Here is a 12705-nt window from a genome sequence, read left to right as displayed (position 1 = left end):
CTTCCTGATGGAAAAGCCACGCCGGGCGAGCCGGGAGACCGATACGCCAGTCTCGACGGCGATGCAGCCCTTGCTCCGGGAGGCACGCTTGCTTGTCTTTCTCGATGTGCAGTATGGATGTTGCGCGGCGTCAAGAAAATCAGCCGGAATTGAAGTTGCGGTAGGAGAGAGGGAAGTCTTGTAGGTGATTTCCTACACGGGTGCGGCAACTTGTCGCGATCGTCGCGGGCGTGCGCCGGACACGGAGGACGGGCGGGTCGTCGCCGCGCCGGCCTGGCCGTCGTCGCCGCTGCGTTCGGGAAATCCGGGCGGGGGCGGGCACTCGACCCTGCCCGATGCCGCCGTCAGAGTTCGTCCGGGTCGTCGAACAGCTTGTGGCGCATCGCGTAGCGCACGAGTGCCGTGTCGTTCGGCATCTGCATCTTTTCGAGGATCCGCGTCTTGTACGTGCTGACGGTCTTGACGCTGACGCAGAGCGCCTGCGCGATCTCGGCAATCGACTCGCCGGTGGTGACGCGCCGGAAGACGTCGAACTCGCGGTCGGACAGGCGCTGGTGCGGCAGGAGATCGGTCGGCTCGTTCAGGCTCTGCGCGAATTGCTCGGCCATCGCCAGGCTCACGTAGACGCCGCCGCCGGCGATCTTGGTCAGCGCGGCGACCAGTTCCGCGCTGGCGCTTTCCTTGGTCATGTAGCCCGAGGCCCCCGCGCGGAACGCGCGCACCGCATATTGCTGCTCGGCATGCATCGTCAGCACGAGGATATGCAACGCGGGCTTCTCGTCCTTGATCTGCTTGATGAGTTCGACACCGTTGCGGCCGGGCATCGACAGGTCGAGCACCAGCACGTTGGCGTCCGTGCCGCGCATGAGCGCGATCGTCGAAGCACTGTCCTGCGCTTCGCCGACGACGTCGAAACCGCTGGCGCTCCGCAGGATGTGCCGCAGGCCGTCCCTGACGAGTGCATGGTCGTCGGCGATGAGTACCCTGATCATGACAGCGCATCTCCTGGCTGGATGGCGTGCAGCGGCAGCGCCACGGTGATCGTGAATCCTGCTCCCGGCCGGTTGTCGATCGTTACCGTCCCCTCGAGCATGTGCACGCGCTCGCGGATGCCGATCAGGCCGAACGACGGGCGATCCCGCACGTTGCCGGCGTCCTCCGCCGCGCCGTGACCGTTGTCCGCGATGCGCAGCATGCAACAACCGTCTTCCACTTTCAATGCCAGCTTCACGTTCGTCGCGTCCGAGTGCCGCGCGACGTTGTTCAGCGCCTCCTGCACGATGCGGAACAGCGTGGTTGCGCCGGCACCGGTGAACGCGGTACCGACGGGCGCGATGTCGCGGTCGACCGTGATCTTGTAGCGACGCGTGAAATCGTTTGCAAGCCATTCGATCGCCGGGACGAGCCCAAGGTCGTCGAGCATCACCGGCCGCAGATCGGCCGCGATGCGCCGGACCGACGCAACGGTCGAATCGATCAGGCGATGCATGCCGCCCAACTGCTCGCGCACGCCGGCGTCGGCGGCGACGACACCGGCGAGCCCCCGTTCGACGGCGGAGAGGTCCATCTTGAGCGCGGTGAGCTGCTGACCGAGGTCATCGTGCAATTCGCGCGCAATCCGCGTTTTCTCTTCCTCCCGCACGTTCTGCAGGTTGGCGGACAGCTCGCGCAGTTCCTCGCGCGACTGCTTGAGGGCGTTTTCCGCCCGCACCCGCTCGGTGACGTCGCGCAGCACGACCGTGTACAGCTTGCCGGTGCCGTCGCGGATCTGCGAGATCGACGCCTCGATCGGAAACTCCGTGCCGTCGCCGCGCAAGCCGGACAACACGGGTTGCCGCCCCATCTGGCGCTCCGACACGCCGGTCACGCCGAATTGCTCGACGTGCCGCGCATGCGCGGCGCGGAAGCGCTCGGGGATGAAGCGGGACAGCGGCGCACCGATCGCCTCCGTCGCGGAGACGCCGAACACGCGCTCGGCCGCCGGGTTGAAGATCACGATCGTCTGGCTTTCGTCGACGGTGATGATGGCCTCCATCGATGACCGGATGATGGCCATCATCCGGTCATCGGTGGGCGGGCTGTCGACGGCGGCCCCGGCGGGAGGCTCGCGCTCCGCGGCGATCTGCCGCACGCGCGCGGCCAGCGTCAGCGACAGTGCGAGGCCGGCCAGCAGCACGGCCATCGCGGCGCCGGACATGGCCGCGCGCGGTGCGCTGTAGCGCAGCGAGAGCGGCGTGCCGCCGAAGCTCAGCGCATCGGTTCGCGTGAACGTATCGCGGCGCGCGCTGGCGTCGCCGCCGTCGAAGCCGCCTGAATAGACGGGCGCCGCCGGATTGTCGGCCATGATGTCCATGTGCAGCCGGTCGAGCACGGCCGAATCGACGAGACGATCCGGATTCAGCGACGCGTAGACGTATCCGGTCGCGCGCGCGTGCCGTGGCCCGGACAGCGCCCCGTCTTCAGCACCCGCATAAATCGGCAAGTACAGGGTCAGTTCCGTCCGGGATTTCGTCGCACCGGTGCTGTCCTGGATCGCGTTCGCGGCCATCGCGACCTTGCCGGTTTCCGCCGCCCGCTGCAGTGCCAGCCGGGTCGGCTGATCGTCCGCGGCGGCGCTCGGTTCGATTCTTCCGAGCGTGCGGACGGGGGATTGCAATCCGTCCAGATCGAGACTGGCGAGATAACCGCGCCACGCGGCCCCGGATTGCGGCGCTGCCAGTGTCGACGCGAAGCCGCGCGCGCCGCGCAATACGGCCGTGGCGCCGAGGAGGCTGCGCCGGAGCTCGGCCGTCGCGCGTGTCGCGGCTTGCTCGAACCTTGCCTGGTCGGCTTGTCGGGCCGCGATCTGCAGTGACCGGGAAGCCGCAAACGTGGCAGCCAGGCCAAGCGCCAGCGTCAGCAGCGCGGCCATGGCTGCGTATCGGGCGGGCCGAATCCGGTGCGGAGCCGGCCCGCCCTTGAAGGAGGGCGCATTCACTGTCATTGCCGTTCATCCTGACGGATTTCGCCGGCGGCGGGCCGGGCGCGACGCACGCAAAGCGCTGCGGGCCGGAACCGCGATGTCACCCGAAATTGTGCGCGTTCCAGCAACGTTCGCCAATCGGTGCCGATGCATACGGTCGGCGCCGTGCGAGCTTGACCCGCGTCAACGGCAAGGCGTCCGTCGGGATCAGACTGGCTTGAGGAACCGATCGAACCCGGACGACGGCAGGGAGGCATCATGTACCAAAGGATCTTCGCGGCACTCGACGGCAGCCGCAGCGCGCGGCTCGCGCTCGACGAGGCGATTTCGCTCGCCCGCGATTCGGGCAGCCTGATCATCGCCGTGTGCGTGGTATCGGATGCGCCCCGGCCGGTCGACGTCGACAGCGGCTACATCGACCAGCGCGACCGGGCCGGACTGGACGCGGACCAGGCCGCGATCGCGGTCTCCGACGCGGAAACCGCGTTTCGGCTGTCCGGGGTGCGCGGCATCGCGCAAACGATCGACGCAGGCGGAGAGGACGTTTCGGACGTGCTGGCGCGCGCCGCCGCCGAATGCGATGCGGACCTGATCGTGATGGGCACGCATGGCCGCCGCGGCGTGCGCCGTGCGTTGCTCGGCAGCGTCGCCGAATCGCTGGTGCGCATCGCGAACCGGCCGGTGCTGGTCGTACGGGAGGGGCCGGGCGCGTGCGCCGGCATGTTGTGACGGTCGTGACAGGAAGCGGGCCGCCGCTTGCGGCTGCCGGCTTTCACTCGCTCAGTGGGACAGCAGGACCGGCACCGTCATCGTCTCGAGGATCGTGCGCGTCGCACCGCCCAGCACGCGTTCGTGCATGCGGGCATGACTGTACAGGCCCATCACCAGCAGGTCCGCGTGCAGGTCGGTCGCCCGGTTCAGCAGCGTCGCGCCCACGCTCACCGACCGTTCGCGCGGCGTGGTGGAGAACGACGCGCGAATGCCGTGACGTTCGAGATACGCGGCGACATCGACACCCGCCGGCGTCTTGTCCGGATCGGGATGCCCGCGGGACACCGTCTCGACGTTGACGAAGCGCGCGCGGGCGAGCAGCGGCAGCGCATCGGCCAGCGCGCGCGCGGCTTCGCGTCCGCCGTCCCAGCCGATCAGCACGTTCTCGCCGAGCGTTCGCACGTCGCCCGCGTAGGGCACGACGATCGCCGGACGTCCGCTGCCCATCACGACATCCTCGATGAAATGGCGGGCCACGTAGGTCATGCGGTCGTCGGGATCTTCCTGGCCCAGCACCAGCAGATCGGCGTGGCGCGCATGCAGGATCGCGGCATCGGTCGCGTCGCCGGCCGGCGCCTGCCATTCGACGCTGCGTCCGGCGCGTTCGGCAGCCGTCAGGAATCTTTCTTCCGCGTCCTTGCGCCGCTGCTCGCACAGGCGTTCATAGACGGCGAGCTTGAGCGGCTCGTCAGGCCGCCGCAACGGCTCGAAGAGGTCCTGGCAGACCACGTAGAGGCCGATCAGGTGGGCATTCCAGCGTCCCGCGAGTTCGAGCGCGAGGTCGACGCGCGTCTTGCAGCGCTCGCTGTCGTCGAGGTGGACGAGCAGGGTCTTGTAGCTCATGACGGCTCCTTTTCGGTTGATGCCGCGGCGGTCTCGGCGGATGCCCCGGATGCGCAGCTCGCCGGAATCATCAGGACCGGGCACCTGGCATGACGCAGCACGCGTTCGGCCACGCTGCCCAGCACGAGGCGGCGAAAGCCGCGCCGGCCGTGCGTGCCGAGCACGATCAGGTCGGCATCGAGCTCGCCGGCGAGGCCGGCGATCCGTTGCGCGACGTCCTCGCCCGCCGGCGCGACATTGGAAATCTGCGGGGTGCCGGCCACGTCGCGCGCCTTCATGCGTCGTGCCGCGTCCTCCGTGACGCGCAGTCCTTCCTCGCGGAATGCATCGATCAGGATCGACGGATCGTATCCGTACGCGTCGTAGGCCGGCACGAGCACATCGACGACATAGACCGGGGTCAGCCGTGCACCCGTCTCCGCCGCGAGGTTCAGCGCGGCGTCGAGTGCGCGGGACGACGTGTCACTGCCGTCGAGCGCAACCAGAATGTTCGAGTACATGGCGTTTCCCTTGAAACGAGGTCGATGCAATCATCATCGGCGCATGCGGGCCGATCGCGCTGATCTGGATCAACCGTCGCGGTTGCCGCGAAGCACGCGCGCCGCGGCGCGCGCGGCGACCCACGCTTCGTTGGTCGGCTCCACGACGACCGTGACCGCGCTCGACGGAGACGACACGACATGCGCATGGTCGGCATTCGCGTGTGCGTCGAGCGCGATGCCGAGCCAGCCGAGCGACGCGCAGATCCGCGCGCGCAATTCCGCCGAATGCTCGCCGATGCCCGCCGTGAAGACCAGCATGTCCAGGCCGCCGAGCAGTGCGCTCAGCGCACCGGTCTCGCGCACGATGCGATGGACGTACAGTGCCAGCGCATCGCGGGCCCGCGTGTCGCCGGCCGCTTCGCACGCGAGCAGCACGCGCGGATCGCCGGACGCACCCGAGACGCCCTTGAGCCCCGACTCGTGATACAGCAGGTGCCCCAGGTCGTCGCCCGACAGCTTCGCGACCTCGAGCAGGTGCAGGACGACGCCCGGATCGAGCGTCCCGCAGCGGGTGCTCATCATCAATCCGTCGAGCGCGGAGAAGCCCATGGTCGTCGCGACGCTGCGGCAGTCGCGCAGCGCGCACAGGCTCGCGCCGCTGCCGAGATGAGCCGCGATCACCCGGCCGTGCGCGCGCGCGCCGAACGACTCGTCGAGCGCGACGGCCAGGTATTCGTACGACAGCCCGTGGAACCCGTAGCGGCGCACGCCCTGGTCGAACCACGCATGCGGCAGAGGCAGCAATTGCTCGACACGTGGCAGCGTGCGATGAAACGCCGTGTCGAACACCGCGATTTGCGCGACGTCCGGAAACGCGTCGCGCAGCGCGTCGATCGCGTCCAGGCTGTGCGGCTGATGCAAGGGCGCCAGCGGCGTCAGCGTGCGAAGCGCGTCCAGCACTGTGTCGTCGACGACCACCGGCTCCACGTACTGCGCGCCGCCGTGCACGACGCGATGCGCGATCGCGCCGAGCGTGACGTGCGGCAGCTGCACGCGGATCCACATCGCGATCCGCGCGAGCACGGCGCGGTAGGGATCGCCCGCGACCAGCGGCAGCGAGTCGCCCGGCTCGGCATCGAAGCGGATCGACACGCCGTTGCCGGTCGCGACCGCTTCGCCGTCGTGCAGCGGCCGCCGCGCGGGATCGCCGTGCGGCGGATACGCAAAGACGGCGAACTTCACGCTCGACGAACCGGCATTGACGACGAGGAGCGCCAGCGTACGCATCGGCCGGCTCAGTGCGACATCAGCACCGGCAGCGTCATCGACGCCAGCACCGTGCGCGTGGCGCCGCCCATCACCAGCTCACGCCAGCGCGGATGACCGTAAGCGCCCATCACGAGCAGGTCGGAACCCGTTTCATACGCCCGTGACAGCAGCGTGTCGCCGGCCGACGAACCGGGGCCGGCACCGATGTCGAGCACGGTCACGTCGGGCGCATGGCGCGCCAGCATCAACGCGGCATCGGCGGCCGGGATCCGCGTGGCCGCCGCTTCCGAGTCGCCGTCCACCACGGCGACGACCGTCGTGCGCTTGGCATGCTCGAGAAAGGGCATCGCGTCATGCGCGGCGCGGGCGGCTTCCCGGCTGCCGTCCCAGGCGACGAGCACCCGTTCGCCGATCGACGGGAATTCCCCGGTGTACGGCACGAACAGCACCGGGCGGCCCGCGGACAACACGAGGGTCTCCGGAAACTGGTCGTCGATGTAGGTCTCGGGATCGTTCGGGTCGCTCTGGCCGGCAATCACGAGGTCGGCAAGACGTGCGGCGCGCGGCACGGCCAGGTTCGCGCGCTCGTCGGCACGAACCCAGGCTGCCGGCACTTTCGCGCGTGCCGTCTCGGCATGGAACAGGCGCTCCAGCGCGGCGAGCCGTTCGTCGCGCTGTTCGCGGTGCGCGCGGAAGTAATCGGCGGACCCGGCCATCACGTAGAACGAATGCGGCTCCGGCGTGTAGACCGCGAACAGGCCGGTCAGATGCGCACCGAAGCGCCGGGAGAGGCGCAACGCGAGCTCGAGGCGCGAATGCGCGCGGACGCTCGTATCGAGGTGCACGACTATGCTCTTGTAGCTCATCGGAATCGCTCCATCGACGGGTGATCCGCCAGTGCAATCCAGTCTACGGAGCAGGGTTTCCTCGCACTTGACTCAGATCAACGGCAGCCGCGCGCGATGCCCGCACAGTGAAGCAGTCGCGATGCCGGTCACGGGCAGGCGGCATGAGGCGGGATGCCAACCCATGGATCGGATCGAAGGAGGGAAGCCGATGAGCACGTACGCTTTGACGACACCGAACGACGTTTGCCGCGCGGGCTGCGATCTCGCGCTGCGCACGGTCGAGCTGAACCGCGACTGGCAGCATGAATGGCATGCGCTGGCAGGGCGGCGCATCGAGCGGGACCGCCACGCGGTGCGCCAGCTGCAGCAGGCGCTTGCGGATACGAAAGAGTGGACGGCCTTCGGCGCGGCAACCCGGCAGGTGATGCGCGACTATGCGATCGCGAGCGTCGCGATCTGGCAGGACGCCGCCGAGCTGTGCATGCGTGCGCAATACGAGAGCGCCGGCGCGTGGCGCAGCTGGCTGCGCGAATACGGCACGGGCGTGCTGTCGGGTTATCAGACCGACTGGCTGCCCGACCTGGAGCGGCTGGCCGTGGTCAACGAGGCCAGCATGCCGTGGGCCGACTGGATGGCGGCACTGGAGCGCGGGATCGAGGACGCGGCCGCCGCGTACGACGGGGCGCCGGTCGCGCCGCGGCGCCTGAACGGCATCACCGACGCACGGGAGAACGGTCATGCGCGCTGAGCGTGTCGCGTTCGTCACGGGCGGAATGGGCGGCCTCGGCGCCGCGATCAGCCGGCGGCTGCACGATGCCGGCATGACGGTGGCCGTGTCGCACACGGAACGCAACGACCACGTCGCGACGTGGCTCACGCAGGAACGCGACGCGGGCCGGACGTTCCACGCGTTCGAGGTCGACGTTGCCGACTACGATTCGTGCCAGCACTGCGCGGCACGCGTGCTGGCCGAGTTCGGGCGCGTCGACGTGCTCGTCAACAACGCCGGGGTCACGCACGACGCCACCTTCGTGAAGATGACCAAGAGCATGTGGGATGCGGTGTTGCGCACCAATCTCGACGGCATGTTCAACATGACGAAGCCGTTCGTGCCGGGCATGATCGAAGCCGGCTTCGGGCGGATCGTGAACATCGGCTCGGTGAACGGCTCGCGCGGCGCATACGGGCAGGCGAACTACGCGGCCGCGAAGGCCGGCATCCATGGCTTCACGAAGGCGCTGGCGCTCGAGCTCGCGCGCCACGGCGTGACGGTCAACACGGTCGCGCCCGGTTACCTGGCGACCGCGATGCTCGAATCGGTGCCGAAGGAAGTGCTCGACACGAAGATCCTGCCGCAGATTCCGGTCGGCCGCCTTGGCGCCCCCGGCGAAATCGCCGAGCTCGTCGCCTTTCTGTGCGCCGACGCGGGGGCATTCGCGACCGGCGCGGAATTCGACGTCAATGGCGGGATGCACATGCGATGAAAGCGTCCGTCATGCGCGCGCCGTTCGGGCGCGAGTCGAGGCGGCCGCCGCGCGAGGATGAGTCGGCATCGCGCGTGACCGAATGCTCGCGCGCCGGTACGACGCCCGCCGAACAATGGAACCGCGCGGCGCATGCGAACGTGGCGGCGATGACGTTCGGGCTGTCGCCCGTGTCGATGGCGCTGGCGATGTTCGACTGGAGCGCGCATCTGGCGGTGGCGCCCGGGAAATGCTTCGAGCTCGCGACCCAGGCGTGGCTGGCCGCCCTTGCGCCGTCGGCGCAGCAGGGCGACGCCGACGATGCGGACGCGAGCGGCCTGGCCGTGCACGCCGGCGAGGCCGATCCCCGCTTCGCCGCACCCGCGTGGGCCGGATGGCCGTTTCGCGCGTATCGCGACGGCTTCCTGTCGATCCAGCGCTGGTGGCACGACGCGACGCGCGATGTGCCGGGCGTCGAACGGCATCATGAGGAACTGGTCGGGTTCGCCGCGCGACAGTGGCTCGATGCCTGCTCGCCGGGCAATTTCCTGGCGACCAACCCGGTCGTGCTCGACGCGACGATGCGCAGCGGCGGCATGAATCTCGCGGCAGGCTTCCGGCACTGGCTGGACGATGCGAATGCGTTGTTCGATCGCGCGAGCGGCACGCGGGCCCGCGACGCGCGCGGCTATCTGCCGGGGCACGATGTGGCGATCACGCCGGGGCGCGTCGTATGGCGCAACGCGTTGTGCGAACTGCTGCAGTACGACCCGACGACGGCGGGCGTCGCACGCGAGCCGATCCTGATCGTGCCGTCATGGATCATGAAGTACTACATCCTCGACCTGCAGCCGCACAATTCGCTGATCCGCTTCCTCGTCGATTCCGGCTACACGGTGTTTGCCGTCTCGTGGCGCAATCCTGGCGCGGAAGCGCGCGAGCTCGGGCTCGACGATTATCTGCGTGACGGCTGCATGGCGGCGCTCGACGCCGCCCGTTCGATCTGCGGCGAAGCCGTCCACGCGGTCGGCTATTGCCTCGGCGGCACGCTGCTGGCGATCGGCGCGGCGGCGCTCGCGCGCGACGGTCGGCAACACGACGCGTTGCGGTCCGTCACGTTGCTGGCGGCCCTGACCGATTTCAGCGAACCCGGCGAGCTGGGCCTCTTCATCGACGCCAGCGAACTGTCCGCGCTCGATGCGCTGATGTGGCGGCAGGGCTACCTGGACGGCGCGCAAATGTCCGCCGCGTTCGAACTGCTGAACGCGCGCGACCTGATCTGGTCGCGGATGATGAGCGAATACCTGCTCGGCACGCGTACGAAGCCGAACGACCTGATGTCGTGGAATGCGGACACCACGCGCATGCCGTATCGCATGCATACGGAATACCTGACGCGGCTCTTCCTCGACAACGATCTCGCGGCCGGCCGCTACTGCGTCGACGGCCGGCCGGTCGCGCTGTCGGATATCGACGTGCCGACGTTCGTGGTCGGCACCGAGCGCGATCACGTGTCGCCCTGGCGTTCCGTCTACAAGCTCCATCTGCTCACGCATCACGCGCTGACCTTCGTGCTCACGTCGGGCGGCCACAATGCCGGCATCGTGTCCGAGCCCGGCCATCCGGGACGCCACTATCGCTGCGCGACGCGCGAGCCCGGCGCGCCTTATCGCAGCCGGCACGACTTCGTGCGCGAAACGCCGGCGGTCGATGGATCGTGGTGGACATGCTGGCGCGACTGGCTGCGCGCGCATTCGTCGGGTGACGTGCCGGCCCGCGTGCCGGCCGCCGGCTTCGCCGCGGCGCCCGGCCACTACGTGCTCGAGAAATGAACGCGAACCTGCATCCGGATACACCTGACAGCGCGCGCCTGCCCGGCCTGTTGCCGCGTGCGGACGGCGCGCTGCCCGACCTGATCGCGCGTGCGCGCCATGCGCCGCCGCTCGCCGTCGCCGTCGTGCATCCGTGCGATGCGGCGAGCCTCGCCACGCTTGCCGCGATCGACGCATCGCCGTTGGGCGCATCGATCGAGCCGTTGATCGTCGCGCCGCGCGCGAAGGTGTTGCGCGTGGCGGACGAGGCGGGTGTCGATCTGGCGAAATGGACGATCGAGGACGTCCCGCACAGCCATGCGGCAGCGGCCCGCGCGGTCGAACTCGCGGCGTCCGGCCGTGCCGGCGCGCTGATGAAGGGCAGCCTGCATACGGACGAGCTGATGGGCGCGGTCGTCGCCGCGGCATCGGGCCTGCGCACGGACAAGCGCGTGTCGCACTGTTTCCTGATCGAGGCACCGGCGTATCCACGGCCGTTCATCCTGACGGACGCGGCGGTAAACATCGCGCCGGATCTTGCGCAGAAGGCGGCCATCACGCAGAACGCGATCGACGTCGCGCATGCACTGGGCGTGGCGTGCCCGCGCGTGGCCGTGCTGTGCGCGGTCGAGACCGTCAATCCGGCGATGCGTTCGACGCTCGACGCGGCGGCACTCGCGAAGATGGCCGAGCGCGGCCAGATCACGGGGGCGATCGTCGACGGCCCGCTCGCGTTCGACAACGCGATATCGCAGCGGGCCGCGCGCGACAAGGGGATCGATTCTCCGGTCGCCGGCCGCGCCGACATCCTGGTCGTGCCCGATATCGAAGCGGGCAACATGCTCGCGAAACAGCTCGAATACCTGGGCGGTGCCGCGAACGCAGGCGTCGTCGTGGGCGCGCGCGTGCCGATCGTGCTGACGAGCCGCGCCGACGGCGTGGCCGTGCGGGTCGCGTCCTGCGCGCTCGCGGTGCTGCTGGCACAGGGCCGGCATGCGTCCGTGTCGCTGAACGAACAGGCCAACCTTTCAATGGAGGAACAGCGATGAAAGCACTCGTGTATCACGGCCCCGGGCGCAAGGCGCTCGAACGGCGGCCCAAACCGGAACTGCAGTCGCCGACCGACGCGATCGTGCGCGTGACGCGCACGACGATCTGCGGCACCGACCTGCACATCCTCAAGGGCGACGTGCCGACGTGCGAACCGGGCCGCATTCTCGGCCACGAAGGCGTGGGTGTCGTCGAGCAGGTCGGCGCCGCGGTCGACTCGCTGAAGCCGGGCGATCACGTGCTGATTTCCTGCATCTCGTCGTGCGGCCGCTGCGAGTACTGCCGCCGCGGGCTGTACTCGCATTGCACGACGGGTGGCTGGATTCTCGGCAACCGGATCGACGGCACGCAGGCCGAGTACGTGCGCATCCCGCATGCGCAGACCAGCCTGTACCGGATTCCGCCGGGCGCGGACGAGGACGCGCTCGTGATGCTGTCCGACATCCTGCCGACCGGATTCGAATGCGGCGTGCTCAACGGCAAGGTGCAGCCGGGCTGCTCGGTCGCGATCGTCGGCGCAGGGCCGATCGGGCTGGCCGCGTTGCTGACCGCGCAGTTCTATTCGCCGGCGCGGATCATCATGATCGACCCGGATGGCAACCGCCTCGAGATCGCGCGGCGCTTCGGCGCGACCGACTGCCTCGACGGCCGCACCGGCGACCCGGTGGCGGACGTGATGCAGCTGACCGACGGCGTCGGCGTGGATTGCGCGATCGAAGCGGTCGGCATTCCGGCGACGTTCGAGATGTGCACGTCGCTCGTGGCACCCGGCGGGGTCGTCGCGAACGTCGGCGTGCATGGCGTCAAGGCCGACCTGCACCTCGAGAAGCTGTGGGATCGCAACATCTCGATCACGACGCGGCTCGTCGACACCGTCAGCACACCGATGCTGCTGAAGACCGTGCGCGCCGGGCGCCTCGATCCGAAGCGCCTGATCACGCACCGGTTCTCGCTCGACGACGTGGAACGCGCGTACGACACGTTCGGGCGCGCCGCCGAAACCCATGCGTTGAAGGTGATTATCGAAGTGGGCTGATGGCCGGGCGGGGCGTGACGGGCGCCGCGGGGGGGGCGGGGGCGCGCCCCCCCCCCCCGCGGGGGGGGGGGGGGGGGGGGGGGGGGGGGGGGCGGCGGGGGGGGGGGGGGGGGGGGGGGGGGGGGGGGGGGGGGGGGGGGGGGGGGGGGGGGGGGGGGGGGGGGGGGGGG

The 12705-nt window shown here is 69.5% G+C and carries 12 protein-coding genes; 6 read left to right on the top strand and 6 right to left on the bottom strand.

Features of this window, described 5'->3' with window-relative positions; all coding sequences use genetic code 11:
- Nucleotides 1-344: 344 nt before the first annotated feature.
- Nucleotides 345-992 (bottom strand): response regulator transcription factor, encoded by a 648-nt coding sequence (locus DIE21_RS10460; protein WP_124497637.1) that lies wholly within the window; start codon nt 990-992, stop codon nt 345-347.
- Nucleotides 989-2983 carry a PAS domain S-box protein gene (locus DIE21_RS10455; protein WP_124497636.1) on the bottom strand — a complete coding sequence of 665 codons (1995 nt, stop codon included), beginning with the start codon at nt 2981-2983 and terminating at the stop codon, nt 989-991. Before DIE21_RS10455 ends, DIE21_RS10460 begins: the two co-directional genes overlap by 4 nt.
- A gap of 237 nt (nt 2984-3220) precedes the next feature.
- Here DIE21_RS10455 and DIE21_RS10450 point away from each other — a divergent pair, with 237 nt between their 5' ends.
- Nucleotides 3221-3691, top strand: a complete 471-nt coding sequence (locus DIE21_RS10450; protein ID WP_124497635.1) for a universal stress protein — start codon at nt 3221-3223, stop codon at nt 3689-3691.
- A 51-nt stretch (nt 3692-3742) separates the two neighbouring features.
- Here the strand turns inward: DIE21_RS10450 and DIE21_RS10445 are convergent, their stop codons facing one another.
- From DIE21_RS10445 to DIE21_RS10430, 4 genes are all read right to left on the bottom strand, one after another.
- Nucleotides 3743-4576, bottom strand: a complete 834-nt coding sequence (locus tag DIE21_RS10445) for a universal stress protein (protein WP_124497634.1) — start codon at nt 4574-4576, stop codon at nt 3743-3745.
- The gene (locus tag DIE21_RS10440; RefSeq protein WP_124497633.1) at nt 4573-5076 is read right to left on the bottom strand and encodes a universal stress protein; all 504 of its coding nucleotides are present in this window, start codon (nt 5074-5076) and stop codon (nt 4573-4575) included. The genes DIE21_RS10445 and DIE21_RS10440 overlap by 4 nt, the downstream gene beginning before the upstream one ends.
- A gap of 69 nt (nt 5077-5145) precedes the next feature.
- The gene (locus tag DIE21_RS10435) at nt 5146-6345 is read right to left on the bottom strand and encodes an acetate/propionate family kinase (RefSeq protein ID WP_124497632.1); all 1200 of its coding nucleotides are present in this window, start codon (nt 6343-6345) and stop codon (nt 5146-5148) included.
- An 8-nt stretch (nt 6346-6353) separates the two neighbouring features.
- On the bottom strand, nt 6354-7193 hold the full coding sequence (locus tag DIE21_RS10430; protein WP_124497631.1) for a universal stress protein: 840 nt from the start codon (nt 7191-7193) through the stop codon (nt 6354-6356).
- Between the two features lie 190 nt (nt 7194-7383).
- Here DIE21_RS10430 and DIE21_RS10425 point away from each other — a divergent pair, with 190 nt between their 5' ends.
- Genes DIE21_RS10425 through DIE21_RS10405 form a run of 5 tightly spaced genes read left to right on the top strand, consistent with a single transcriptional unit; the run spans nt 7384 to nt 12535 of the window.
- A complete protein-coding gene (locus tag DIE21_RS10425) occupies nt 7384-7923 on the top strand; it encodes a hypothetical protein (RefSeq protein ID WP_124497630.1) in 540 nt (179 codons plus the stop codon).
- Entirely contained in the window at nt 7913-8659 is a 747-nt protein-coding gene (locus tag DIE21_RS10420; RefSeq protein ID WP_124497629.1) for a beta-ketoacyl-ACP reductase, read from the top strand. The genes DIE21_RS10425 and DIE21_RS10420 overlap by 11 nt, the downstream gene beginning before the upstream one ends.
- A complete protein-coding gene (locus DIE21_RS10415) occupies nt 8656-10470 on the top strand; it encodes an alpha/beta hydrolase (RefSeq protein ID WP_124497628.1) in 1815 nt (604 codons plus the stop codon). Before DIE21_RS10420 ends, DIE21_RS10415 begins: the two co-directional genes overlap by 4 nt.
- A complete protein-coding gene (locus tag DIE21_RS10410) occupies nt 10467-11498 on the top strand; it encodes a bifunctional enoyl-CoA hydratase/phosphate acetyltransferase (RefSeq protein ID WP_124497627.1) in 1032 nt (343 codons plus the stop codon). Before DIE21_RS10415 ends, DIE21_RS10410 begins: the two co-directional genes overlap by 4 nt.
- Nucleotides 11495-12535, top strand: coding sequence for a zinc-dependent alcohol dehydrogenase family protein (locus tag DIE21_RS10405; protein ID WP_124497626.1), 1041 nt, complete (start codon nt 11495-11497; stop codon nt 12533-12535). Before DIE21_RS10410 ends, DIE21_RS10405 begins: the two co-directional genes overlap by 4 nt.
- Nucleotides 12536-12705: the final 170 nt, after the last annotated feature.

This window comes from Burkholderia sp. Bp9140, assembly GCF_003853425.1.
Classification (GTDB): Bacteria; Pseudomonadota; Gammaproteobacteria; order Burkholderiales; family Burkholderiaceae; genus Burkholderia.
The sequence above is the reverse complement of the archived record's forward strand: the minus strand, read 5'-3'. Positions and strand labels throughout refer to the sequence as shown.